This is a genomic window from Nocardioides daejeonensis (assembly GCF_003194585.1).
Lineage (GTDB): Bacteria > Actinomycetota > Actinomycetes > Propionibacteriales > Nocardioidaceae > Nocardioides > Nocardioides daejeonensis.
Genome location: NZ_QHKZ01000002.1, coordinates 78,915 through 102,813 on the forward strand (window position 1 = coordinate 78,915; position 23,899 = coordinate 102,813).

Below are 23,899 nucleotides of genomic sequence, written 5' to 3' on the forward strand. Positions count from 1 at the left end.
CAAAGCAGGACCTTGAGTTCTCCGGTCCGCGTGAGTTTCGACTACACACGATCGACCGGGCCGGTGCTCGGTCGCTACCTGGAAGGGCTCCGCGAGGGCATCGTCCTCGCCGGTCGCACCTCCGACGGCCGGGTGATCACCCCGCCACTGGAGTTCGACCCCGGTACGCATGCTGCCACGACCGACCTGGTTCGTGTCGCCGAGAGCGGGACCGTCACCTCGTGGACGTGGTGCCCCGAGCCCGTGGAGGGCCAGCCCCTCGACCGGCCCTTCGCCTGGGCGCTGGTCACCCTCGACGGTGCGACGGCACCGATGCTGCACGCGCTCGACGTCGCCTCCCCGTCCGAGGTGCACACCGGTCAGCGCGTCCGGATCCGCTGGGCCGCCGAGCGCCAGGGACTGGTGACCGACGTCGCCTGCTTCGAGCCGGTCGACGCGCTCGCCGACGGCACCTGGCCCCAGCCGGCCGACGCCGTGCCTGCGCGGGACGCGGTCGCAGCCGACGGTCCGGGTGAGCCCACGCCGGTCGCGATCACCCCCGTTGCCCTCGACTACACCTACGCCGCCAGCCCGGAGGAGAGCTCCTTCTTCCGCGGGCTCGCCGAGGGCCGCATCGTCGGCCAGCGTTGCCCTGCCTGCAACAAGGTCTACGTGCCGCCCCGGGGTGCCTGCCCGGTCGACGGCGTACCCACCCATGACGAGGTCGAGCTCGCTCAGACCGGCATCGTCACCACCTTCTGCGTGGTCAACGTGCCGTTCCTCGGCCAGCAGATCAAGCCGCCGTACGTCTCGGCCTACATCCTGCTCGACGGTGCCGACATCGCGCTGCAGCACCTGATCCTCGACATCCCTGCCGACGAGATCCGGATGGGCATGCGGGTCGAGGCCGTCTGGAAGCCACGCGAGGAGTGGGGAACCACCATCGAGAACATCAGCCACTTCCGGCCGACGGGCGAGCCCGACGCCGACTACGACACCTACAAGCACCACCTCTGAGGAAGGAGCCTGCACATGCGTGACGTCGCCGTTGTCGGGTACGCCCAACGACAGACAGCCCAGTTCGACGGCTCCCCCACGATGGTGGAGGTGCTCGTGCCGATCTTCCAGGAGCTCTACGCGAGCACTGGATTCGCCAAGTCCGACATCGGCTTCTGGTGCTCGGGATCCTCCGACTACCTGGCCGGGCGGTCCTTCTCGTTCGTGCAGTCCGTTGACGCCATCGGCGCCCTGCCGCCGGTCAACGAGTCGCACGTCGAGATGGACGCCGCGTGGGCGCTCTACGAGGCCTGGTTGAAGATCCAGACCGGCGAGGTCGACACCGCGCTGGTCTACGGCTTCGGCAAGGCCTCGGCCGGCACCCTCCGGCGGACCATGAGCCTCCAGCTCGACCCGCTGACCATGACCCCCCTGTGGCCCGACACCGTCTCGATCGCCGGCCTCCAGGCACGGCTCGGCATCGACGCCGGACTGTGGACCGAGCGCGACATGGCCGAGGTCGCTCAGCGCTCACTCACCGACGCGGAGTCCAACGAGCACGCCGTCCGCAAGGGCGGAAGCAGCGTCGAGGAGCTCCTCGCCCGGCCGCTGTACGCCGACCCGTTGCGCAAGCACGACTGCTCCCCCGTGACTGACGGGGCGGCGGCGATCGTGCTGGCCGCGGGAGACGTGGCGCGGCGCGCCACCGAGCGACCCGCCTGGATCACCGGGCTGACCCACCGCATCGACCCGCTCCACCTCGGAGCCCGTGACCTGACCGAGGCGCCTTCCGTCCGCGCCGCGGCTGCAGGTGTCGACCTGGCTGGCGTGCAGGTCGCCGAGCTGCACGCGCCCTTCTCCCATCAGGAGCTGATCCTGCGCCGGGAGCTCGGCCTGGCTGACGACGTACGGATCAACCCGTCGGGCGGTGCACTCGTCTCGAACCCGCTCTTCACCGGCGGGCTCAACCGGATCGGCGAGGCGGCCCGACGGATCTGGGACGGCTCCGCCGACCGGGCGCTGGGCCACGCCACCTCGGGCCCGGCGCTGCAACAGAACCTTCTCTGCGTCATGGATGGGAGCAACTGATGGGCAAGCAGGCGGCCGCCGTCATCGGCGTGGGCCAGACCCACCACCGGGCGAAGCGCGACGACGTCTCCATCGCCGGCCTCTGCAGGGAGGCGATCGACCGGGCCCTGGCCGACGCCGGCGTGACCTTCGACGACATCGACGCGATCGTGGTCGGCAAGGCGCCCGACCTCTTCGAGGGCGTGATGATGCCCGAGCTCTACCTGGCCGAAGCCCTCGGCGCGGTAGGCAAGCCGCTGATCCGCGTGCACACAGCCGGCTCGGTCGGCGGCTCCACAGCGATCGTCGCTGCGTCGCTGGTGCAGTCCGGCGTGCACAAGCGGGTGCTCACCGTGGCCTTCGAGAAGCAGTCGGAGTCCAACGCGATGTGGGCGCTCTCGGTGCCGGTGCCGTTCGTCATGCCGGTGCACGCCGGCGCGGGCGGCTACTTCGCCCCGCACGTGCGCTCCTACATCCGTCGCGCCGGCGCTCCGAACCACATCGGCGCGATCGTCGCGGCCAAGGACCGGCAGAACGCCCTGCGCAACCCCTATGCGCACCTGCACAACGCCGACACCACGGTCGAGTCGGTGCTCGCCTCGCAGATGCTCTGGGACCCGATCCGCTACGACGAGACCTGTCCCTCCTCCGACGGCGCCTGCGCCATGGTGATCGCCGACGCCGACACCGCGGCCTCGGTCGACTCGCCGGCGTGGATCCACGGCACCGTCATGCGGTCGGAGCCGACCACGGCCTCCGAGCGCGACCAGGTGAACCCGCGCGCCGGCCGCGAGGCGGCGGCGTACCTGTGGAAGCAGGCGGGCATCACCAACCCGCTCGAGGAGATCGACGCTGCCGAGATCTACGTGCCGTTCTCCTGGTTCGAACCGATGTGGATGGAGAACCTCGGCTTCGCCGCCGAGGGCGAAGGGTGGAAGCTCACCGAGTCCGGTGCCACCGCCATCGACGGCAAGCTGCCCGTCAACAGCAGCGGCGGCGTCCTCTCCTCCAACCCGATCGGCGCCTCCGGCATGCTCCGCTTCGCCGAGGCCGCCCTCCAGGTCCGCGGTCGGGCCGGCGACCACCAGGTCGACGGCGTACGCCGCGCCCTCGGTCACGCCTACGGCGGCGGCTCGCAGTTCTTCGCCATGTGGGTCGTCGGGGCCGAGCGCCCCGCCTGACCGAATGTGGATTCCCCGCCCGGGCGGGGAATTGGTTGCCTGTGTGCTGTAGCTACAGCACACAGGCAACCAATTTCGTCACACAGTGTGACTGCTGAGGCGTTCCCGGGTTCGCCGGCCACTCCCCACCAGACATAGGCTCAGACCCATGATCGAGCTTCGCACCCCTGCCCAGATCGAAGAGATGCGCCCCGCCGGGCGGTTCGTCGGCGAGGTGCTCACGGCACTGGCCGACAAGGCCGCGGTCGGCGTGAACCTGCTCGAGCTCGACGAGTTGGCGCACCAGATGATCCGCGACCGCGGTGCGGAGTCCTGCTACATCGACTACCACCCGTCGTTCGGCGCCTCCCCCTTCGGCAAGGTGCTCTGCACCTCGGTGAACGACGCCGTCCTCCATGGCCTGCCGCACGACTACACCCTGGCCGACGGAGACCTGCTCAGTGTCGACTTCGCCTGCAGCGTCGACGGCTGGGTCGCCGACTCCGCACTCTCCGTCGTCGTCGGTACGCCGCGCCCGGAGGATGTGGCGCTCATCGACACCACCACCCGCGCCCTGTACGCCGGCATCGAGGCCGCGCAGGCCGGCAACAAGCTTGGCGACATCGGTCACGCCATCGGTTCGGTCGCCCGAGACGCCGGACTGAAGATCAACCTGCAGTTCGGTGGCCACGGCGTGGGGCGCACCATGCACGGCGACCCGCACGTCCCCAACGACGGGCGACCCGGACGCGGGTTCCCACTCCAGCCCGGCCTGGTGATCGCGATCGAGCCGTGGTTCCTGCACACCACCGACGAGATCTACACCGACAAGGACGGCTGGACGCTCCGTTCCGCGGACGGCTCCCGTGGAGCCCACATGGAGCACACCATCGCGATCACACCCGACGGTCCGTTGGTGTTGACCGCGCGCGCCTGACGTACCGAATCGCGGGAAGGGAACCCCGCCGACGGCCGGTTCGTCCTACCGTGGATCCCCACGTCGTCTCGGTCTCGGAGGTTCCCACGTGTCGCTCACCCGTCTTCTCGCTCCCACTCTTCCGCTGGCACTGCTGGCGACCGCGCTCGCCGCTCTCGGCAGCGCCTCCGCGGTCACCGACGACGACGGTGCCCGGACCGCCACGGACGCACCCACCATCCACACGCCGTACGCCGTCCCGATGGACAGCGCGGTGCGCCTGCGCTCCGATCGCGTGAGTCCTCGCAAGCGACCGTGGCCGGTGCGGCAACGCGTCGGCGTGACCGTGGAAGACACGGATCGACGCGGCGTCCCCGCCCAGCAGCTCCGCTCGGCTCGCATCGTGCAGGACTTGCCGACGGGCACCGTGAGCGCCTCCGTCACCCTGCGTGCCGCGCCGACGGCCGCGACCGACTCGATGGTGTTGATCGGCTTGGGCAAGGTCAGCGCCGACGGTGACTACTGCCAGTACCCCGGTGAGGCCACCGTCTACTGGAGCGCCTACGGCAGCAACGCGACCGGCCTGCTTCGCGATGGCGCGAAGATGACACTGCTGCCGTTCCCCGCCGATGTCTTCGCGCAGAACCGCTTCAACTGCGCGTTCGCCGAGACATGGCAGATCGAGCCCGAGGGGTCCGAGCAGTGGCAGGAGCTGCTCAGCGGCCGCGGCGCCTGGTCGCTGAAGACGGTCTACGACACCCCGACGCTGAAGCTGCGCTCGCCGAAGTCGGTCAAGACCGTCGGCAGCCGCTGGAAGACCGTCAAGGTCAAGGTCCGCAACAAGAGCCCCCGGGTCACGGCGCCGAAGGTGAAGGTCACCGTGAAGGCAGGCGGCGTCACGGCGACCACGGTGAAGCTCGGCAAGATCAAGCCCGGCGCGACCAAGACGGCCAAGGTGCGGCTACGGACTTTGCCCGGCGCGGCGCGCAAGGCGAAGGTCGTCGTCCGCACCCTCGACGTCACCAAGAAGCGCGCCCTTCGGCTCCGCTGACCTGCGCAGTTCTCATCAACGCCGACGTCCGTCGCACCTGGGTTCGACCCCAGGTACGACGGACGTCGGCCTTGTTCTGAGCCTCGGGCTCAGGCGGTGTAGTTGGCGTGCAGTTCCTTGACCCCGTTGATCCAGGCGCTGCGCAGGCGGCGCGGGGTGCCAGTGGGAACGATGTTGGGAATCTTGTCGGCGATCGCGTTGAACATCAGGTCGATCTCCTTGCGCGCCAGGTTCGCACCGATGCAGTAGTGCGCGCCGTGACCGCCGAAGCCGAGGTGCACGTTGTTCTCACGCAGGATGTTGAACGTGAAGGGGTCCTCGAAGACCTCCTCGTCGTAGTTCCCGCTGGTGTAGAACATCAGCACGCGGTCGCCGGCCTTGACCAGCTGGTCACCCACCATGACGTCGTTGATGGCGGTGCGCTGGAAGACGCTCACCGGCGTGGCCCAGCGCACGACCTCGTCGACCATGGTCGCGGGACGCTCACGCTTGTAGAGCTCCCACTGGTCAGGGTTGTCGAAGAACGCCTGCATGCCGTGGGTGATCGCGTTGCGCGTGGTCTCGTTGCCCGCAACGGCGAGCAGGATCACGAAGAACCCGAACTCGTCGTCGGTGAGCGCACCCTCGCCGTCCTCGCCGACCGTCACCAGCTTGGTGATGATGTCGTCCTTGGGGTTCTTGCGGCGGTCGTCGGCCAGCATCATCGCGTAGCCGAGGATCTCCGCCGCGGCAACGGCCTCGTCGCCCTCGACCTCAGGGTCGTCGTACGCGAGCATCTGGTTGGACCAGTCGAAGAGCTTGCCCCGGTCCTCCTGCGGGACGCCCAGCAGCTCTGCGATCGCCTGCAGCGGCAGCTCCGCGGCAAGGTCCTCGACGAAGTTGCCCGAGCCCTTGGCGATGGCGGCCTCCACGATCCGCTCGGCCCGCTCCTTGAGGGCGTCCTCGATGGCGGCGATCGCTCGCGGCGTGAAGCCCCGCGAGATGATCTGGCGCATCGAGGTGTGCGACGGCGGGTCGTGGTGGATCAGCATCGCGCCCTGCAGCTCCACCTGGTCACGGGTCATCTCCGGCGAGAACCGGACGATCACGCCGTTCTTGGCGGTGGAGAAGTCCTTGCTGTTCTTCGAGATCGCAGCGATGTCGGCGTGCTTGGTCACCGCCCAGTAGCCGGTGTCGAGGAAGCCGGCGCGCGCCTCGGGCGCCTGCTCGACCCAGACCACCGGTGCGGTCTGCCGAAGCTGCCGGAAGGCCTCGTGCGGGACTGCCTGCTCCATCTGATCGGGGTCGGTGAGGTCCAGACCGTCATAGGCCGGAGGGGAAATGGTCACGGTGCTTCCTCCACGTTTTCTGCAACACGTTCTAGTGAGGATCGTTACATACCAACGGTTTGTTTGGAAGGGGTACGGCCCCTGAATTTCCTCAGCGGGATCCGGAGTTGTCGGACCAAGGAACGTGTTCTAGTTTCACAGGCGGGCCCCCGGCAACCGCGGAGGTCGAACCACCCTGATCGGAGTGAGGCAAGCCATGGGCAACCCCGTCATCGTCGAAGCAGTGCGTACGCCGCAGGGCAAGCGCCGCGGTTGGCTCGCCGGGCTGCACCCGGCTGAGCTGCTGGGCGCCGTACAGACCGAGGTGATCAAGCGGGCCGGAGCCGACGCCGAGTTGATCGAGCAGGTCATCGGCGGCTGTGTCACCCAGGCCGGCGAGCAGTCCAACAACATGGTCCGGCGCGCCTGGATGCACGCGGGCCTGCCTAACCACACCGCCTCCACCGTCATCGACGCCCAGTGCTCGTCTGCCCAGCAGGCGACCCACCTCATCAACTCGATGATCGCTGCCGGCGCCATCAAGGCGGGCATCTCGTGCGGTGTCGAGTCGATGAGCCGGATCCCGCTCGGCGGGAACGTTCCCCAGGGTTTGGGTGACCCCCGCCCTTCGTCGTGGGACATCGACCTGCCCGACCAGTTCACCGGTGCCGACCGCATCGCCCACGACCGCGGCTTCAGCCGTGCCGACGTGGACCAGTTCGGCCTGCGCAGCCAGGAGCGCGCAGCTGCGGCGGTCGCCGAGGGTCGCTTCGACCGCGAGATCATGGCGATCGACGCGCCCGTGCTCGACGAGGAGGGAAAGCCCACCGGCGAGACCCGGACGGTCACCTCCGACCAGGGGCTGCGTGCCACCACTCTGGAGGGGCTCGCCGCGCTCAAGCCGGTCATGGAAGGCGGCATCCACACCGCCGGCACCTCCTCGCAGATCTCCGACGGCGCCTCCGCCTTGCTGCTGATGGACGAGGAGCTGGCCCGCTCGCTCGGCCTGACGCCGCGCGCCCGGATCATCACCTCCTGCCTGGTCGGCGCCGTCCCCTACTACCACCTCGACGGGCCGGTGCAGGCCACCGAGAAGGCGCTCAAGGACTCGGGCATGAGCATCGCCGACATCGACCTCTGCGAGGTCAACGAAGCCTTCGCCGCGGTCGTCATGTCGTGGGCGAAGGTCCACGAGGTCCCCGAGGACAAGTACAACGTCAACGGCGGAGCTATCGCGATCGGCCACCCGGTCGGCTCCACCGGCACCCGCCTGCTGACCACCGCCCTCCACGAGCTGGAGCGCCGCGACGCCAGCACCGCCCTGGTCTCCATGTGTGCTGGCGGCGCTCAGGCCTCGGCCACCATCATCGAGCGGATCTGAGGCGCCCGCATGTTCGAGTGGAGCGAGGAAGAGCTCGCCGTCCGGGACGCCGTACGCCAGTTCGTCGACAAGGAGATCCGGCCCCTGCGCGACGATCTCGAGCACGGCGGGATGCCGCCGTACGAGGTCTGCCGCAAGTACTACAAGACCTTCGGCCTCGACGAGGCCGGCGCAGAGCTCTTCGACTGGCAGATTCGCCGCGACGAGGCACGCGACGCGGGCGCCGAGTTCGACGAGCCTGCTCCCGAGGGCAGCGGCGTGGCCATGGGGCCGATCGCCAACATCGAGCTGGTGAAGGTCTCGATGGGCATCCCGACCGCCATCGGCGTCTCTGTCGGCATGGTCGCAGGCACCATCAACGCCCTCGGCACGATCGAGCAGCGCAAGCGCTGGGCGCGCGACATCATGACGCTCGACAAGATCGGCTCCTGGGCGATCACCGAGCCCGACGCAGGATCGGACGCCTTCGGCGGCATGCGCACCACCGCGAAGCCTGATGGCGACGGCTGGGTGATCAACGGCCAGAAGACCTTCATCACCAACGGCCCGTACGCCGACACGATCGTCGTCTACTGCAAGCTGGACGACGGCAGCGAACCAGACCGGCGCAAGCAGCCGGTCCTGATCTTCGTGCTGGACGCCGGCATGGAGGGACTGACCCAGGGCAAGCCCTTCAAGAAGATGGGGATGGCCTCCTCCCCCACCGGCGAGCTCTTCTTCGACAACGTCCGCGTCGGCCCGGACCGTCTGCTCGCGGGGCAGCCCGGGTCGGACGGTCGTGAGTCCGCGCGCAAGAACTTCATCGGCGAGCGGGTCGGCATCGCCACCTTCGCCCTGGGCATCATCGAGGAGTGCCAGCGGCTCAGCATCGACTACGCCAAGCAGCGCGAGCTGTGGGGCCAGCCGATCTCGGGCTTCCAGCTGATCCAGCTGAAGCTGGCCGAGATGGAGATCGCCCGCGTCAACGTGCAGAACATGGTCTTCAAGGGCATCGCGGCCCAGCGCTCCGGGAAGATGGATCTGGCCGAGGCATCGGCCATCAAGCTCTACTCGTCCCGCGCGGCCTGCGAGGTGGCGATGGAGGCGGTGCAGCTCTTCGGCGGCAACGGCTACATGGCGGAGTACCGCGTCGAGCAACTGGCTCGCGACGCGAAGTCACTGATGATCTACGCCGGCTCCAACGAGGTCCAGGTCACCCACGTCGCCAAGGGCCTGCTCCGCCGCTGACCGCCGAGAAGCCAGCTTCAGCACGTTGAGAAGCCACGTCTAGCACGTTGAGAAGCCAGTTCCAGCACGTTGAGACGCCAGTTCCAGCACGTTAAGACGCCAGTTCCAACGCACCCGAGTAGCGCGGAAAGCGGCGCACCGTGCTGAAGTTGGCGCCTCAACGTGCTGAAGCTGGCGTCTCGACGAGTCAGGCGCGGACGCGGAGGACGCTGACCGCGAAGTCGGACTCGCGGGTGAAGGGCTCGAGGTCCCAGGTCGCGAAGCGGTGCTCCAGGGTGAGGCCAGCGGCCGTGATGTCGGCGTCGAACCGGCCGTAGGAGTACTCGTCTGCCCGACGGAAGCCGATCACGATCCGTCCGCCCGGGCGGACGTGGGCGGCAAGTCGCTCCAGGACGCTGCGTTCGGTCCCGGGTGCCACGAAGAGCATCACGTTGCCCGCGACGACTGCGATCTCGAACGGCTCCTCGTCCGCCAGGTCGAGGGTGGCCAGATCGCCGACCAGCCACCGCGGCCCGGGGTGATCCTCCTCGGCGGCGGCGATCAACTCGGGATCGACGTCGACCCCGACCACCACGTGTCCGCGGGCATGCAGCTCCCCACCGAGCCGGCCCGGCCCGCAACCGGCGTCGAGCACCCGTGCGGTCCGCGGCAGCATGGCGTCGATCGTCCGTGCCTCACCGGCCAGGTCCACTCCCTCGGCGGCCATCGTCCGGAACCGGTCGATGTACCACTGCGAGTGTCCGTCCTTGGTGTCGGTGAACCAACGTGGCTGGGTGCTCATGCCGCCAGTCTCCCCCGCTCAGGTGCGGGCCGTCGTACCGGGTCTGCAACGTCCTGCGCCCCGGTCGCCAGAGCAACCAGGGCGCAGGACATTACGGGGGACGTCCTACGAGGTGGTCGCCAGAGCAACCAGGGCGCAGGACGTTACGGAGGGCGTCCTACGAGGTGGTCGCCAGAGCAACCACGACGCAGGACGTCAGCTTCTGCTCAGGTGCCGTAGACCGGCTCCGGGGTCGCGCCCTCGGCCAGCAGAGCGTCGACGACCTCGCCGAGCTCGGCAGCCTCCCAGCGACGGCCGGCGTCACGGCTGGCGCCGTGGCGCCACGCGTCCTCCAGGGTGAGCTTGCCGCCGTCGATCTCGAAGACGCGCCCGGTGACGTGGCCGGCCTCCTCGGACGCAAGCCAGGCCACGACCGGCGAGTTGTCCTCGGGGAGCGCCATCTGCGAGGTGTCGAACGCGCCTTCGGTCATCCGGGTCTTCGCGACCGGCGCGATGGCGTTGACCGTGACGCCGACGCGACCCAGCTCGGCGGCGGCGACCAACGTCATCGTCGCGATCCCGCCCTTCGCGGCGGAGTAGACGACCTGGCCGATGGAGCCCTGCAGGCCCGCACCCGACGTGGTGTTGATGACCCGGGCAGCGCGCTGGCGGTCGGCCTTGGACTCCGCGCGCCAGTACGCCGCCGCATGCCGGAGCGGGGCGAAGTGGCCCTTGAGGTGGACCCGGATGACCGCGTCCCACTCCTCCTCGGTGGCGTTGACCAGCATTCGATCGCGGACGAATCCGGCATTGTTGACCAGGATGTCGAGGCCACCGAAGGTGTCGATCGCCTGCTGCACCATGGCGCCGGCCTGCTCGAAGTCAGCGACGTCGGCGCCGTTCACCACGGCCTGACCGCCCATCGCCTCGATCTCGGCGACGACCTGGTGGGCCGGTGAGTCTTCCTTCTCCCCGTTGTTGGAGACGCCGAAGTCGTTGACGACGACCTTGGCGCCCTGGCGGGCGAGCTCCAGCGCGTGGGCACGGCCGATGCCGCGACCGGCTCCGGTGACGATGGCGACGCGGCCATCCAGGATCTTGCTCATGTGAGGCTCCTTGGTTGACGCAGGCCTGATCAGGCCTGGTTGAGGACGTGTTGGAAGACGGGTGGCTCGCCGCCGCCGTGACACTCGATACGGGCGCCGGTGACGTAGCTGGCGAGGTCGGAGGCGAGGAAGAGCGCCGTGGTGCCGATCTCCTCCGGACGTGCCATCCGTCCCATCGGGATGGTCTTCTCGATCGCGGCGACCGTCTTGTCGCCGCCGTAGTGGTCAGCAGTGTCGCTGGTGCGACACAGCCCCACGGTGATCGCGTTGACGCGCACCTTCGGCGCCCACTCCATTCCCGCGGTCACGGTGAGCTGGTCGACGGCCGCCTTCGCGGCGCCGTACACGGCGGTGCCGGGAGAGGGACGCCGCGCCGAGATGGAGGAGATGTTGACGATGCTCCCGCCCTGCTCCTGCTGCTGCATCACCCGGTTCGCGGCCTGGGCAACCAGGAGGACCGAGGTGAAGTTGAGCCCCATGATCTTGTCGTGGAACCGCGGCGAACCGTCCGCCAACAGCGCGTACGGCGCTCCACCGGCGTTGTTGATCGCCACGTCGAGCCGACCGTGCTCGGCGACGATCCCGTCGATCATCGCCTCCACCCGCTCCGGATCCCGTACGTCGCAGATCACGTGACTCGTGCCGGGCGCGGGCGTCTCGATCGCCGAGCGCGCGCACGTCACGACATGGGCTCCCGCGGAGACGAAGGTCCGGGCGATCCCGGCACCGATCCCCTTGGTGCCACCGGTGACCAGGACGACCCGGCCAGTGAGGTCAATGGAGAGTGACATGCTGGTAGGCTACCAAGCAAACGTTTGGTTGTGTGGATCTGGTCCGTCCGATGCAGGACGCGCCGGTCACTGCGAAAGGTCGTAAGCGATGGCAATCACCTCCGAGCTCCGTGAGGACCACATCCGGGTCATCACGATGGAACACGGCAAGGTCAACGCGCTCCCCGTCTCCGACTGGTACGCCGTCGCGCAGGCCCTCGACGAGGCCGGGCGGGACCGGAGCACCCACGTCGTCGTGCTGCGAGCCGAGGGCCGGGGCTTCAACGCCGGGGTGGACATCAAGGAGATGCAGAACACCAGCGGCTTCGAAGCCCTGCTGGGCGCCAACTCCGGCTGCTACGCCGCGTTCAAGGCCGTCTACGAGTGCCCGGTCCCGGTGATCGCCGCGGTCAACGGTCACTGCATCGGCGGGGGCGTCGGCCTGGTCGGCAATGCCGATGTCGTGCTGGCCTCCGAGGACGCCTACTTCTCGGTGCCCGAGGTCAACCAGGGCGCCCTGGGCGCTGCCACCCACATGGCCCGCCTGGTGCCGCAGCACATGATGCGCACCCTGTACTTCACCGCCGGCAAGATCGCCGCCACGGACCTGCTGCAGTTCGGCTCGGTCCACCGCGTGGTGCCTCGCGAGGAGCTCGACGAGGCCGCTCTCGAGGTCGCTCGGGTGATCGCCGGCAAGAACAACAAGGTCATCCGGGCCGCCAAGGAGGCCATCAACGGGATCGACCCCATCGACGTCAACAAGAGCTATCGCTTCGAGCAGGGCTTCACCTTCGAGCTCAACCTCATGGGTGTGGCCGATGAACTCCGCGACGACTTCGCAGGCACGAGCAAGGCCAAGGAGGCCACCAAGTGACACGACCGCGCAGCAAGAAGATGACGATCGACGAGGTCGTCGCCCAACTCTCCGACGGCATGACCATCGGCATCGGCGGCTGGGGGCCGCGGCGCAAGCCGATGGCTCTGGTCCGCGCCATCCTGCGCTCGGACCTGAAGGACCTCACCATCGTCTCGTGGGGCGGCGCCGACGTCGGCCTGCTCGCCGAGGCCGGCAAGATCAAGAAGCTGGTCTACGCGTTCGTCACCATGGACACCGTCCCGCTGGAGCCGAACTTCCAGGCAGCCCGCCAGAACCGCACGATCCCGGAGATCTGCGAGTGGGACGAGGGCATGTTCCAGACCGGCCTGAAGGCAGCCGCTGAGCGACTCCCCTTCCTGCCGATGCGCGCCGGCCTGGGATCCGACGTACTGGTCAACAACCCGGACCTCAAGCTCGTCGCCAGCCCGTACGCCGACGAGAACGGCGATCTCGAGGAGTTCGTGGCGGTGCCGGCACTCAAGCTCGACGTCGCCCTGGTGCACCTGAACCGTGCCGACGAGCACGGCAACGCGACGTACCTCGGGCCGGACCCGTACTTCGACGACCTCTTCGCGATGGCTGCGGAGAAGACCTTCGTGTCGTGCGAGCAGATCATCGACACGGCCGGCCTCACCACCGACGTTCCGGTGCAGCGCGTGCTGCTCAACCGGATGATGGTCGCCGGCGTCGTGGAGACGCCGAACGGGGCGCACTTCACCAACTGCGTGCCCGACTACGAGCGCGACGAGAAGTTCCAGAAGCACTATGCGGCCTCCACCAAGGACCCCGAGGCGTGGGCTGCGTTCAAGGAGCGCTTCCTCTCCGGTGACGAGGCGGCCTACCAGGCCGCCGTGCAGGCATTCCACGCTGAGCAGGCTTGAGGAGTAGACGATGACTGACGTGAACAGCACCATCTCCCGCGCAGAGGTCTGCGCCGCTGCCATTGCCGACGCATTCGCCGAGGACGGCGAGATCTTCGGCTCCCCGATGGGCACCCTGCCCATGCTCGGGGTCCGCCTCGCGAAGCTCACCTCGAACCCGGAGCTGGTGATCTCCGACGGCGAGTCCCTCTTCCTCGGCGGCGTGCCGCCGCTCTTCGCGAAGGGCGACGTCGTGGAGGGCTTCATCCCGTTCCGCCGCGTCTTCGACGTGGTCGCCTACGGCAAGCGGCACGTGATGATGGGCGCCACCCAGGTCGACAAGCACGGCAACCAGAACATCTCCGCGATCGGTGACTTCGCCCAGCCGCAGCGCCAGCTGCTCGGGTCGCGCGGCGCTCCGGGCAACACAGTCAACAACCGCACCTCCTACTGGGTGCCGAAGCACAGCCCGCGAGTCTTCGTCGAGAAGGTCGACATCGTCTCCGGCGTCGGCCCCAAGGCGGCCAAGGCTGCTGGACCGGCGGCGGCGAAGTACAACGACATCCACCGGATCGTCTCCAACCTGGGCGTCTTCGACATGCGCGGGCCCGACGACACGATGCGGCTTCTCTCCGTGCACCCCGGCGTGACTGTCGACGACGTGGTCGCCGCCACCGGCTTCGCCCTGCACATCGAGGGCGACGTGCCGACCACCCGCGAGCCGGACTCGACCGAGCTGATGATCATCCGGAACGTCCTCGACCCGAAGAGCATCCGTGACCGCGAGGTCCCGCCGGTGGAGGCGGCGAAGTGACCACCGAGCAGCTCCTGCGTACGCCGCTGACCGAGCTGGTCGGCGTACGGCACCCGGTCGTGCAGACCGGGATGGGTTGGGTCGCCGGGCCGCGGCTCGTCTCGGCGACCGCCAACGCGGGCGGCCTCGGCATCCTCGCCTCTGCGACGATGACGCACGCCGAGCTGGAGCAGGCGATCCTCGAGGTGAAGGGCCGCACCGACCAGCCCTTCGGCGTGAACCTGCGCGCCGACGCTGCGGACGCACCGGCCCGCTGCGAGCTGCTCATCGAGCACGGTGTGAAGGTCGCCTCGTTCGCGCTGGCCCCGAAGCCGGAGCTGATCGCGAAGCTGAAGGAGCACGACATCGTCGTGATCCCGAGCGTCGGACTGCCCAAGCACGCCAAGAAGGTCGCCTCCTGGGGCGCCGACGCGGTGATGATCCAGGGCGGCGAGGGCGGTGGCCACACCGGTTCGACGCCGACCACGCTGCTGCTTCCGTCAGTGCTCGATGCGGTCGACATCCCGGTCATCGCCGCAGGCGGCTTCTTCGACGGCCGCGGTCTCGCCGCGGCGCTCTCCTACGGAGCCGCCGGCATCGGCATGGGCACCCGCTTCCTGCTCACTGCCGACAGCGCGGTGCCGCAGGCGGTCAAGGAGCTCTATCTGACCTACGGCCTCGACGGCACCGTCGTCACCGCCAAGGTCGACGGGATGCCGCACCGGATGCTGCGGACCCCGTTCGTGGAGGAGATCGAGGAGACCAGCGCCGTACGCCGCCTCGGTCCCACGGTCCGCCGCACCCTGGAGTTCAAGAAGATGTCCGGCATGTCCTGGCTGCAGCTCGCCAAGGACGGCCGCGAGATGAAGAAGACCCAGGGCCGCACCCTCGCGCAGATGACGCTGGCCGCCAACACGCCGATGATGCTCAAGGCCGGTCTGGTCGAGGGCGACACCGACGCCGGCGTGCTCGCCGCCGGCCAAGTCGTCGGCGTCCTCGACGACCTCCCCACCTGCGAGGAGCTCATCGACCGCGTCGTCACCCAGGCCGCCGCCGAGCTCGCTCGCGCCCACTCCTACCTGGCCTGAACTGGTGTGGATTCCCCGCCCGGGCGGGGAAACTGTCGCTTGGTGTGCGTAGCTACGGCATACAAGCATGCAAAAACGTCACACAGTCCCTGAGCCCGTACGGCGCACCCGCCTTACGGGCTCAGGGTCGTCGTACGCGCTGGCGCGAGTCGTCGGTGCCGCGGGCGCTACCGAGGGACGTCGACCGCGGCGGCAGGGCTCTCGGGGAGAGGCTCACTCACAGAGCTTCATCGCAGCGTCACGCACGAGGCGGGCCTGTACGGCGGTGGCGTCCTCCGCCCACGGCCGCCGACTCAGGTCCGGATCGAGGAGGCCCAGTGTGTTGCCGTTGACGGTGAACGTCGGCATGACGCCCATCTCGCAGGCAAGCACGCCTCTCTCCACGGCGAAGGGCCACGCATCTCCGTAGGAGTCACGATCGATCTCCTTCGACACGATGCCCTTGGACTCCTGGGTGCCACCGTCTGAGAAGCAACCCGCGGTGAGGACGACAGCGAGCAACGCGGCACCGGCGAGGCACGGTCTCCTGGTCGCCACACGGCCCCGTCAGGCGTCCAGCGCTTGCGCGTCGACCTCGTAGGCACCCTGCACGATGAACTCCTTGCGCGGAGCGACCTCGGAGCCCATCAGCAGCTCGAAGACCCGCGAGGCAGCGTCGGCATCGTCGACGGTGATCCGGCGCAAGGTGCGGTGCCGCGGGTCCATCGTGGTCTCGGCCAGCTGGTCGGCGTCCATCTCGCCCAGACCCTTGTAGCGCTGCACCGGGTCCTTCCAGCGCACGTTCTTCTTCGCCAGCTCGGCGAGCTTGCGCTGCAACTCGGCGTCGGAGTAGGTGTAGACGTACTTGTCCATGCCCTTCTTCGGGTTGGACAGCTCGATGCGGTGCAGCGGCGGCACCGCGGAGTAGACCCGGCCCTCCCGGATCAGGTCGGGCATGTACTTGAAGAAGAGCGTGGCCAGCAGGCAGCGGATGTGCGCGCCGTCGGAGTCCGCATCGGCCATGAAGATGATCCGGCCGTAGCGCCGTGCGTCGAGGTCGAACGTCCGCCCGGAGCCGGCGCCGACCACCTGGATGATCGAGGCACACTCGGCGTTCTTGAGCATGTCGCCGACCGAGGCCTTCTGCACGTTGAGGATCTTGCCGCGGATCGGCAGCAGCGCCTGGAACTCCGAGTTCCGAGCGAGCTTCGCGGTGCCGAGGGCCGAGTCACCCTCGACGATGAAGAGCTCGGAGAGGTCGTTGTCGCCGGACCGGCAGTCGGCGAGCTTCGCAGGAAGCGTCGAGGACTCGAGCGCGTTCTTGCGCCGCTGGGTCTCCTTGAGCTGGCGCGCGGAGATCCGGGTCTTGGCCGCCCCGGCGACCTTCTCCATCACCAGCTTGGCCTGGGCCTTCTCAGCCCGCTTGGTGGAGGTGAGGAACTCCTTGAGCTCCTTGGCCACCACCTTGCGTACGACGCTGCGGGCGGCCGGGGTCCCCAGGATCTCCTTGGTCTGACCCTCGAACTGCGGCTCCGCAAGGCGCACGGTCACGACGGCCGTCATGCCTTCGAGCACGTCGTCCTTGATCACGTCGGCGTCGTTGTTCTTCAGCGCCTTCGTCTGCCGCATGACCTCGTTGAAGGTCTTCGTCGCAGCCTGCTCGAAGCCGGCCACGTGGGTGCCGCCCTTCGGCGTGGCGATCACGTTGACGAACGACTTCATCTGGTGCTCGTAGCCGTGCCCCCAGCGCACCGCCACGTCGACGGCGAGCTCCCGCTCGACCTCCTGTGGCGTCATGTGGCCCTTGTCGTCGAGCAACGGCACGGTCTCGGTGAAGGTGCCCTGCCCCTGCAGGCGCAGCACGTCGGTCACCGGCTGGTCGGAGGCAAGAAACTCCACGAACTCGCCGATTCCGCCATCGTGCCTGAACTTCTCCTCCACCAGCTCCGGGCCGCGGTGGTCGCTGATCACCAGTTCCAGACCGGGCACGATGAAGGAGGTCTGGCGCGCCCGGGCGACGAGCTCGTCCCAGACGTAGGTCGCGTCCTTGGTGAAGATCTGCCGGTCCGGCCAGAACCGGATACGGGTGCCGGACTTCCCCTTCACGACACGCTTGCCCTTGCGGGTCAGGCCGGACTGCGGCGCGAACGACGCCGAGGGGCCCTCCCCCTCGAAGATCCCGGGTACGCCGCGCCGGAAGCTCAACCCCTGCGTTGCGGGCGAACGGTCGACGTCGATGTCCATCCGACTCGACAGGGCGTTGACGACCGACAGGCCGACGCCGTGCAGGCCACCGGTCGCGACGTACGAACCGCCTCCGAACTTGCCACCCGCGTGCAGCTTCGTGGCGACCACCTCGACGCCGGGGAGACCGGTGCGCGGCTCCTTGTCGGTCGGGATGCCGCGACCGTTGTCGTACACCTCGACCGAGCCGTCCGGGTGCAGCGTCACCTCGACGGCGGTCGCGGCGCCGGCGAGCGCCTCGTCGACACCGTTGTCGATGATCTCCCAGACGCAATGCATCAGGCCCCGCGTGTCGGTGGAGCCGATGTACATCCCTGGCCGCTTGCGCACCGCCTCAAGTCCCTCGAGGACGAGCAGATGCGCTGCGTTGTACGTGTTGTCGATGATGCAGTCCTTCGTCGTGTCCGAACGAGGTCGAATCTAGTCGCTCGGCACGACGATCCGGCGATGACCCGCCCGACGGACGTACGCCGAGGGCAACCGAAACGTCCCTTTCGCCGTCATAGGAGGTGAGCACGTCCGTCTCTTGAGAAAGACACGCGCGGTCCAACCTGTGGAGTGGTAACCCACCAGTCCATTGCCTTCATGGTTGGATGGTGAGTGCCGATCGGTGAGAGGAACACCACTCGGGGAATCATTTCCCGAGATGCCTCGTTGAGAGGTGAGAACACACGAGAAAGTGAGGCCGATTGTGACTACTGCAGTTGCCCCCAGCACCTCCCTGACTGCGGAGGATCGCTGCGACCGGTGCGGAGCCCAGGCCTATCTCCGCGTAGAGCTCGCCTCTGGCCTGGATCTCCTCTTCTGTGCCCACCATGCCCGGGAGCACGGCACCAAGCTCCGCGAGGTGGCCACGACCGTCGTCGACGAGACCCACAAGCTCTCCGGTATGCCGTCAGCGGACTGACCCCTACTCACCGCGAGGCCCCGACCACCACCTGGTGGCCGGGGCCTCGCGCGTCTCGTCCGCGATTCGTGGGACGCCGCGCTCGGGGCAGAGGGCTTAGGTTAGCCACCTTCTTGGACATCAGTCACCGGGTGGAGCTGCTGCGACTCCTGCGTGACCTCAACCGCTCTACGGGCCGGACCATTGTCAGTGTCCTCCACGACCTCAGCCTGGCGTGCCGCTACAGCGACCACCTGGTGGTCGTGCCCGATCCCGTCTCAGGCACGCCGCTGATCGTCCCCGCAGGTGACTGAGGGCGCACGGGGCATGGCAGGCTGAGCGTCGTGAGCACCCTGGAGATCCTCGTCGCCCTGGCCATCGCGGTCGGGATCGTCGGCGTCGTGCTGCCGATCCTGCCCGGCACCCTCCTGATCGCGGCCGCAGTCGTCGTCTGGGCCGCCCAGGTCGGCGGCACCACAGCGTGGATCCTCACCGGTCTCGCACTCTTGCTCCTGGTCGCGGGCGGGATCGTGAAGTACCTGCTCCCGGGCCGGAATCTGAAGCGCAGCGGCATTCCCAACGAGTCGCTGCTGATCGGCGCGGTGCTGGGCATCGTCGGCTTCTTCGTCATCCCGGTGATCGGCATCGTCATCGGCTTCGCCGGCGGCATCTACCTGGCCGAGGCCAAGCGGGTGGGTCCTGCCGAGGCCAAGGTGACTACCTGGGCAGCGGTGAAGGCCGCCGGACTCTCGATGCTCATTGAGTTCGTCGCCGCCGTCCTGGCCGCCGCCACTTGGGCGACGGCCGTCGTGATCACCTAGAACGGCACGCGGACGGGCCGTCTACCGCGGTCAGTCGCTGACGACCCAGGGACTGAACGCCCGCTTGCCCGGCGCCCAGTCCGTGACAGGGTGCGACCCATCCCAGGAGTCGACCATCTTCTGGCTCACCCGCACCGTGCTCGCAGACTTGAAGCAGGCCCGATCCAGGCGGAGCTTGGTGAAGTCCTTCGCCCAGTTGATCCGGAACCTGTAGTCGCAATCGACTCGTCGGTCGGTGAGCTTCCACTTCTTGACCTTGACCAGTGCGTAGTCGGTCCCGGACTCCAGTCCGGAGGTCAGGGCCAGCTCCGGACCCTTGCGCGACTTGTTGCTGTCGATGTAGATCGTCGTGCCCGATCCTCCGCCGTCACTGTGCTTGCGCAGGTCGGTGTGCGTCGTGCGCACCACGAGGCGGTCCTGCTTGTGCTTGACCTTCATCGCCACGATGTCGTGCGGTGAGGCGGTGGCGTCGGCGCCGTCCTCGACCACCACCGTGCCGGCGTACGCCGCGGGGATCGTCAGCGCCAGGCTGGCGAGGGTCGCTCCGACAACGATCAGACCGTTCTTCATGCGTCTCCTCCACTGTCTCGGGAGGGTCTCCGAGTAGTCCCTCTCCACACAGGAGACGCGCGACCTCGCACGGAGGTTGCACGTCCAGGGACCGTGTCCCAGTCCCTGGGTACCCGGAATCGCGGTCAGGCACACATCACCGCGGCCCGGCGCGAGATCAGTCCAGGTAGTCGCGCAGCACCTGCGAGCGCGACGGGTGCCGCAGCTTCGACATCGTCTTCGACTCGATCTGACGGATCCGCTCGCGGGTCACACCGTAGACCTTGCCGATCTCGTCGAGGGTCTTCGGCTGCCCGTCAGTGAGGCCGAAGCGCATCGAGACCACACCGGCCTCGCGCTCGGACAGCGTGTCGAGGACCGCGTGCAGCTGCTCCTGGAGCAGCGTGAAGCTGACCGCGTCAGCCGGGACGATCGCCTCGGAGTCCTCGATCAGGTCACCGAACTCGGAGTCGCCGTCCTCGCCGAGCGGAGTGTGCAGCGAGATCGGCTCCCGCCCGTACTTCTGGACCTCGACGACCTTCTCCGGGGTCATGTCGAGCTCCTTGGCGAGCTCCTCGGGCGTGGGCTCACGGCCCAGGTCCTGCAGCATCTGGCGCTGGACGCGGGCAAGCTTGTTGATGACCTCGACCATGTGGACCGGGATCCGGATGGTGCGGGCCTGGTCGGCCATGGCGCGGGTGATCGCCTGCCGGATCCACCAGGTTGCGTAGGTCGAGAACTTGTATCCCTTGGTGTAGTCGAACTTCTCGACCGCACGGATCAGACCGAGGTTGCCCTCCTGGATCAGGTCCAAGAAGAGCATGCCGCGGCCGGTGTAGCGCTTGGCGAGGGACACCACGAGGCGCAGGTTGGCCTCAAGCAGGTGATTCTTGGCGCGACGACCGTCGTCGGCGATCCACTCGAGCTCTTCGAGCATCTTGGGGCTGATCTTGCCGCCCTTGGCCATCTTCTCCTCCGAGAAGAGGCCCGCCTCGATGCGCTTGGCGAGCTCGACCTCCATCTCGGCGTTGAGGAGGGGGACCTTGCCGATCTGCTTCAGGTAGTCCTTGACCGGGTCGGCCGTCGCGCCGGCGACCATGACCTGCTGGGCCGGCTCGTCCGTGTCGTCGGCAGCGGAGACGACGAAGCTGGAGGTGGCGGTGGCCTCCTCCTCGTCCTGCTTGATGCTGGGGTCGGCGGCGACGTCCTTCTCGAACTGCTCGTCGGAGATGTCCGGGAGCACCTTCTTGCCGTCCGGGCCGATGACCGCGGCCTCGACCGGGGCAGCCGATGCCTTCTTGGCGGCTGTCTTCTTCGCCGGTGCCTTCTTGGCGGGTGCCGCCTCGGCGGCGGGCGCGGCCTCGGCAGGTGCAGCGGCCTTCTTCGCCGGCGCCTTCTTCGCAGCGGTCTTCTTGGCCGTTGCGCTGGCACTCGCCTTGCGGGGGGTCGCCGCCGCGACCGCGCGACCCTGGTCCTCCACGTTGAGCGTCACCGTGATGCCGCGCTCGGTGAGGTGCACGAGCAGCGCACGCAGGTGCCGAGGCTCGATCGCGGCCTGCTCGCTCGCCCGGCGCACCGCGTCAGGGGTGATCGTGCCGGTCGGGGCCGCCTCCTCGACGAGTCCGACGATCGCCGGGTGCGCAAGCACCTCGGCCGGCAACAACTTGCGTGAGTTCGAAGACACGAACACCTCTCGGTCAAGCTTTGGGGCGCGGCAAGTCCCGGTGTCGTCAAGAGCCGCTCGCACATTCTGACACGGCCCCCCTGAGGTTGCCCGCATCGGGCCACCCTCCCCGCCGGGAGTGCCGACGATCAGGCCGTCGGCTTGGCCGCTTTCGCGGCCGCCTTCATCTGCTTCTTGAAGTCGCGCACCTTCTGCAACGACTCGCCGTCGACGACGTCTGCGACCGATCGGTAGCCCTCCAGCGCGTAGTCGCCGGTGACCTTCTCCCATCCGTCGAGCTGCACCCCCAGCTGCTTGGCAAGGAGCGCCTGCAGGATCTTGGCCTTCTGAGCGCCGAAGCCGGGCAGTGCGCGGATCCGCTTATCCAGGTCCTTGGCGTCCTTCGCCTCGGTCCAGAGCCGCTCGGTCGAGCCGTCGTACTCCTCGACCACCAGCCGGGCCAGCTCCTGGAGACGCGCGGCCATCGAGCCCGGGAACCGGTGCACCGCCGGGGTCACTGCGCACAGCGCCGCGAACTCCTCCGGGTCGGCACCCGCCACCACCTCCGGGGTGAAGCTGCCCAGACGCGAGAGCACCTTGTGCGGGCCGCGGAACGCGTGCTCCATCGGGTACTGCTGGTCCAGCAGCATCCCGACCAGCAAGGCGAAGGGATCTCTCGTCAGCAACTCGTCAGCTGCGACATCTTGGGCGATCTGGATCGACATGCCTAGATCCTCCCACCACCACTCCCCCGCTTGTAATCACCCAGGCTTCCGGGTCACTTCAGGCGCCGTCGTCGGCCTGCCCTGGCCCCACAGGGAGACGGTAGGCGGCGTAACGCAGAGAACGGCCAGGGACGGGCTCAATCAGCCCATTCTTGATCATGTTCTTAAAGATTCGCTTGACTGAGTTTTCGGATCCGTTCCCAGTTAGTCCGCGGACCACCGAGTTCGTGATCTCGTCATGCGCCTGAAGGTATTCCAGGACCAATTCTTCAGGACTCGCGAGGCGCTGATGACGAATCAATACCAGGACCGAGGTTCCGCGATCAATGACCTCGGGAGCCCTCAATTTCATCTCGCGCATGGCATCAATCGCCGCCTGCAGCCCTTCACCAACATCCTTGTTGGGCGGGTCGGGAAACTTGGTAATCCATCTTACGATGTTTCCATTGCGCGAGAAACGTTCGGTCAAGATCGTTTCGGGAGTAATGTTTGAGGGGAGCCCTCCGGGGCTCTCTACTTCGATCCTGTTGTCAAACACGCGAACATGGACGTCATCAGCAATGCTGTAATCACGATGCAGTACCGCATTCGTGATAATCTCATGAAGAGTGACTTCAGGATACGTAACCTTCTCAAGCCCCGCAGGCCCCATGACTCGGATGCCCTCCATCATCTCTACGGTCGCACGCACCGCGTCCTTGATCAGGTTGTAGGCGTTCCCCTCGATGGTCTGAGGCTGCCCAACCAGGCTGGCACGCGTACCCTGATCCTCGGTTGTGGTGTACCGATACAGCTTCAATCCGGTCTGCTTCGGCAGTGCAGACTGTGGTTCGTCCGCAAAGAGAACCAAAGAGGCGACCGTGGGCTTGCCCTCGCGAACAAGCAATTGCTTCCGCAGGAAATCGATCGGCTCCCTTGAGGGAACCACCTCAAGCATGAACCCGATAATGCTTTCAGAATTCGAGACAAAATCGATCGGGACATCGACAGGATGAGTCTCGAAACTACGAGTTCCCTTGCGGTACTCCAGTCGCGTCAGCGCTTCCCCTGTAGCGGGGATGCACTGTGCCCCTCGTCGGACATACGCCCTCTGGTCAGTCGAGTATGACACTCCACTGGAGCGCCGCACTGAGACCTTAAGGACGTAGCCAGCCTCCCTATTTGATTCCAAACTCAGAAACTCGTAGTCGACCTCGTTTCCAAGAGGAAACACGGACTCGAATGCTTGAATGTGGCCATTTGCATCTTCGATCGACGAGAATCCCCGCCATTGGAAGACTTTGTTTTCTTTATCTTCCGAAATTCCAATATACAGATCGCCGCCATCGGAATTCGCAAACGCAGATAGGGCGCGCGCACTCTTGGACGGTGCAATTTCGGTCGCCTTGAAGTCAAGCACATAGCCCTCCTCTTCCCCGAGGAGAACATTTGCAGAATCGTCGTTAATGACGGTGGTTTCAAAACTCATATGGCGCAGTTTGCCACAGGCATACGGGAATCGACGGGGATTCTCCCTAGATGAACCGCCAGCTTGCCTGAACCATCAGGCCGCGAACTGCGACACGTTGTCCATCGGTACTGCTGGTCGAGCATCATGCCCGCGACGAGGGCGAAGGCGCTGCTGGAGAGCACCGCGTCCGCGTCCGGGTCCTGACAGATCTGGAGGTCCACCATGGGGCCAGTCTGCCAGCGC

Annotated in this window: 24 protein-coding genes; 14 read left to right on the plus strand and 10 right to left on the minus strand. The window is 67.4% G+C overall.

Annotated features, from left to right (window positions below; translation table 11 throughout):
* Positions 1–30: 30 nt before the first annotated feature.
* The 5 genes from DNK54_RS05090 to DNK54_RS05110 all read left to right on the plus strand — a co-directional run bounded on the left by DNK54_RS05090 (position 31) and on the right by DNK54_RS05110 (position 5,170).
* A complete protein-coding gene (locus tag DNK54_RS05090; protein WP_239459929.1) occupies positions 31–996 on the plus strand; it encodes a Zn-ribbon domain-containing OB-fold protein in 966 nt (321 codons plus the stop codon).
* Between the two features lie 15 nt (positions 997–1,011).
* Positions 1,012–2,064, plus strand: coding sequence for a thiolase domain-containing protein (locus tag DNK54_RS05095; RefSeq protein WP_110205898.1), 1,053 nt, complete (start codon positions 1,012–1,014; stop codon positions 2,062–2,064).
* Positions 2,064–3,224, plus strand: a complete 1,161-nt coding sequence (locus DNK54_RS05100; protein ID WP_110205899.1) for a thiolase domain-containing protein — start codon at positions 2,064–2,066, stop codon at positions 3,222–3,224. Before DNK54_RS05095 ends, DNK54_RS05100 begins: the two co-directional genes overlap by 1 nt.
* A gap of 148 nt (positions 3,225–3,372) precedes the next feature.
* A complete protein-coding gene (map, locus tag DNK54_RS05105) occupies positions 3,373–4,140 on the plus strand; it encodes a type I methionyl aminopeptidase (protein ID WP_110205900.1) in 768 nt (255 codons plus the stop codon).
* Positions 4,141–4,228: 88 nt separating this feature from the next.
* Positions 4,229–5,170, plus strand: coding sequence for a hypothetical protein (locus DNK54_RS05110; protein ID WP_110205901.1), 942 nt, complete (start codon positions 4,229–4,231; stop codon positions 5,168–5,170).
* Positions 5,171–5,259: 89 nt separating this feature from the next.
* Here DNK54_RS05110 and DNK54_RS05115 read toward each other — a convergent pair whose 3' ends face one another.
* Entirely contained in the window at positions 5,260–6,498 is a 1,239-nt protein-coding gene (locus DNK54_RS05115) for a cytochrome P450 (RefSeq protein WP_239459930.1), read from the minus strand.
* Positions 6,499–6,682: 184 nt separating this feature from the next.
* Here DNK54_RS05115 and DNK54_RS05120 point away from each other — a divergent pair, with 184 nt between their 5' ends.
* Together DNK54_RS05120 and DNK54_RS05125 are read left to right on the plus strand one after the other, a co-directional pair.
* A complete protein-coding gene (locus tag DNK54_RS05120) occupies positions 6,683–7,858 on the plus strand; it encodes a steroid 3-ketoacyl-CoA thiolase (RefSeq protein WP_239459931.1) in 1,176 nt (391 codons plus the stop codon).
* A 9-nt stretch (positions 7,859–7,867) separates the two neighbouring features.
* A complete protein-coding gene (locus DNK54_RS05125) occupies positions 7,868–9,085 on the plus strand; it encodes an acyl-CoA dehydrogenase family protein (protein ID WP_110205903.1) in 1,218 nt (405 codons plus the stop codon).
* A gap of 187 nt (positions 9,086–9,272) precedes the next feature.
* On the opposite strand, the gene DNK54_RS05130 is transcribed toward DNK54_RS05125, so the two are convergent.
* From DNK54_RS05130 to DNK54_RS05140, 3 genes are all read right to left on the minus strand, one after another.
* Entirely contained in the window at positions 9,273–9,866 is a 594-nt protein-coding gene (locus DNK54_RS05130) for a class I SAM-dependent methyltransferase (protein ID WP_110205904.1), read from the minus strand.
* Between the two features lie 206 nt (positions 9,867–10,072).
* Positions 10,073–10,951: an SDR family oxidoreductase gene (locus DNK54_RS05135; protein ID WP_110205905.1), complete on the minus strand. Its 879-nt coding sequence runs from the start codon at positions 10,949–10,951 to the stop codon at positions 10,073–10,075.
* Positions 10,952–10,980: 29 nt separating this feature from the next.
* Positions 10,981–11,742 (minus strand): SDR family oxidoreductase, encoded by a 762-nt coding sequence (locus tag DNK54_RS05140; RefSeq protein ID WP_110205906.1) that lies wholly within the window; start codon positions 11,740–11,742, stop codon positions 10,981–10,983.
* An 88-nt stretch (positions 11,743–11,830) separates the two neighbouring features.
* Here DNK54_RS05140 and DNK54_RS05145 point away from each other — a divergent pair, with 88 nt between their 5' ends.
* The 4 genes from DNK54_RS05145 to DNK54_RS05160 are packed head-to-tail and all read left to right on the plus strand — an operon-like array spanning position 11,831 to position 15,339.
* A complete protein-coding gene (locus DNK54_RS05145; RefSeq protein ID WP_110205907.1) occupies positions 11,831–12,595 on the plus strand; it encodes an enoyl-CoA hydratase family protein in 765 nt (254 codons plus the stop codon).
* Positions 12,592–13,479, plus strand: coding sequence for a CoA transferase subunit A (locus tag DNK54_RS05150; RefSeq protein WP_239459932.1), 888 nt, complete (start codon positions 12,592–12,594; stop codon positions 13,477–13,479). The genes DNK54_RS05145 and DNK54_RS05150 overlap by 4 nt, the downstream gene beginning before the upstream one ends.
* A 10-nt stretch (positions 13,480–13,489) precedes the next feature.
* On the plus strand, positions 13,490–14,272 hold the full coding sequence (locus tag DNK54_RS05155; RefSeq protein WP_110205908.1) for a CoA-transferase subunit beta: 783 nt from the start codon (positions 13,490–13,492) through the stop codon (positions 14,270–14,272).
* Positions 14,269–15,339: an NAD(P)H-dependent flavin oxidoreductase gene (locus DNK54_RS05160; protein ID WP_110205909.1), complete on the plus strand. Its 1,071-nt coding sequence runs from the start codon at positions 14,269–14,271 to the stop codon at positions 15,337–15,339. The genes DNK54_RS05155 and DNK54_RS05160 overlap by 4 nt, the downstream gene beginning before the upstream one ends.
* Positions 15,340–15,552: 213 nt before the next feature.
* Here DNK54_RS05160 and DNK54_RS05165 read toward each other — a convergent pair whose 3' ends face one another.
* Together DNK54_RS05165 and DNK54_RS05170 are read right to left on the minus strand one after the other, a co-directional pair.
* Positions 15,553–15,876, minus strand: coding sequence for a hypothetical protein (locus DNK54_RS05165; RefSeq protein WP_162602306.1), 324 nt, complete (start codon positions 15,874–15,876; stop codon positions 15,553–15,555).
* Positions 15,877–15,885: 9 nt separating this feature from the next.
* A complete protein-coding gene (locus tag DNK54_RS05170; RefSeq protein WP_110205911.1) occupies positions 15,886–17,982 on the minus strand; it encodes a DNA gyrase/topoisomerase IV subunit B in 2,097 nt (698 codons plus the stop codon).
* A gap of 268 nt (positions 17,983–18,250) precedes the next feature.
* Here DNK54_RS05170 and DNK54_RS05175 point away from each other — a divergent pair, with 268 nt between their 5' ends.
* The 3 genes from DNK54_RS05175 to DNK54_RS05185 all read left to right on the plus strand — a co-directional run bounded on the left by DNK54_RS05175 (position 18,251) and on the right by DNK54_RS05185 (position 19,269).
* On the plus strand, positions 18,251–18,469 hold the full coding sequence (locus DNK54_RS05175; protein ID WP_420846367.1) for a DUF7455 domain-containing protein: 219 nt from the start codon (positions 18,251–18,253) through the stop codon (positions 18,467–18,469).
* Between the two features lie 113 nt (positions 18,470–18,582).
* Positions 18,583–18,762 carry an ATP-binding cassette domain-containing protein gene (locus DNK54_RS05180; RefSeq protein WP_204164436.1) on the plus strand — a complete coding sequence of 60 codons (180 nt, stop codon included), beginning with the start codon at positions 18,583–18,585 and terminating at the stop codon, positions 18,760–18,762.
* Between the two features lie 30 nt (positions 18,763–18,792).
* The gene (locus DNK54_RS05185; RefSeq protein WP_110205913.1) at positions 18,793–19,269 is read left to right on the plus strand and encodes a DUF456 domain-containing protein; all 477 of its coding nucleotides are present in this window, start codon (positions 18,793–18,795) and stop codon (positions 19,267–19,269) included.
* Between the two features lie 30 nt (positions 19,270–19,299).
* Here the strand turns inward: DNK54_RS05185 and DNK54_RS05190 are convergent, their stop codons facing one another.
* The 4 genes from DNK54_RS05190 to DNK54_RS05205 all read right to left on the minus strand — a co-directional run bounded on the left by DNK54_RS05190 (position 19,300) and on the right by DNK54_RS05205 (position 23,674).
* Positions 19,300–19,839 carry a hypothetical protein gene (locus DNK54_RS05190; RefSeq protein ID WP_110205914.1) on the minus strand — a complete coding sequence of 180 codons (540 nt, stop codon included), beginning with the start codon at positions 19,837–19,839 and terminating at the stop codon, positions 19,300–19,302.
* A 157-nt stretch (positions 19,840–19,996) separates the two neighbouring features.
* Positions 19,997–21,508, minus strand: a complete 1,512-nt coding sequence (locus DNK54_RS05195; protein WP_110205915.1) for an RNA polymerase sigma factor — start codon at positions 21,506–21,508, stop codon at positions 19,997–19,999.
* A gap of 122 nt (positions 21,509–21,630) precedes the next feature.
* Positions 21,631–22,206 (minus strand): HhH-GPD-type base excision DNA repair protein, encoded by a 576-nt coding sequence (locus DNK54_RS05200; protein ID WP_110205916.1) that lies wholly within the window; start codon positions 22,204–22,206, stop codon positions 21,631–21,633.
* A 58-nt stretch (positions 22,207–22,264) separates the two neighbouring features.
* Positions 22,265–23,674 (minus strand): ATP-binding protein, encoded by a 1,410-nt coding sequence (locus DNK54_RS05205; RefSeq protein ID WP_110205917.1) that lies wholly within the window; start codon positions 23,672–23,674, stop codon positions 22,265–22,267.
* Between the last annotated feature and the right edge of the window lie 225 nt (positions 23,675–23,899).

Excerpts from the sequence above, each read along its gene's own strand:
- DNK54_RS05130 (WP_110205904.1), bottom strand. The coding sequence starts at position 9,866 with ATGAGCACCCAGCCACGTTGGTTCACCGACACCAAGGACGGACACTCG.
- DNK54_RS05140 (WP_110205906.1), bottom strand. The coding sequence starts at position 11,742 with ATGTCACTCTCCATTGACCTCACTGGCCGGGTCGTCCTGGTCACCGGT.
- DNK54_RS05095 (WP_110205898.1), top strand. The coding sequence starts at position 1,012 with ATGCGTGACGTCGCCGTTGTCGGGTACGCCCAACGACAGACAGCCCAG.
- DNK54_RS05145 (WP_110205907.1), top strand. The coding sequence starts at position 11,831 with ATGGCAATCACCTCCGAGCTCCGTGAGGACCACATCCGGGTCATCACG.
- map (WP_110205900.1), top strand. The coding sequence starts at position 3,373 with ATGATCGAGCTTCGCACCCCTGCCCAGATCGAAGAGATGCGCCCCGCC.
- DNK54_RS05155 (WP_110205908.1), top strand. The coding sequence starts at position 13,490 with ATGACTGACGTGAACAGCACCATCTCCCGCGCAGAGGTCTGCGCCGCT.
- DNK54_RS05100 (WP_110205899.1), top strand. The coding sequence starts at position 2,064 with ATGGGCAAGCAGGCGGCCGCCGTCATCGGCGTGGGCCAGACCCACCAC.
- DNK54_RS05190 (WP_110205914.1), bottom strand. The coding sequence starts at position 19,839 with ATGAAGAACGGTCTGATCGTTGTCGGAGCGACCCTCGCCAGCCTGGCG.
- DNK54_RS05125 (WP_110205903.1), top strand. The coding sequence starts at position 7,868 with ATGTTCGAGTGGAGCGAGGAAGAGCTCGCCGTCCGGGACGCCGTACGC.
- DNK54_RS05205 (WP_110205917.1), bottom strand. The coding sequence starts at position 23,674 with ATGAGTTTTGAAACCACCGTCATTAACGACGATTCTGCAAATGTTCTC.
- DNK54_RS05200 (WP_110205916.1), bottom strand. The coding sequence starts at position 22,206 with ATGTCGATCCAGATCGCCCAAGATGTCGCAGCTGACGAGTTGCTGACG.
- DNK54_RS05135 (WP_110205905.1), bottom strand. The coding sequence starts at position 10,951 with ATGAGCAAGATCCTGGATGGCCGCGTCGCCATCGTCACCGGAGCCGGT.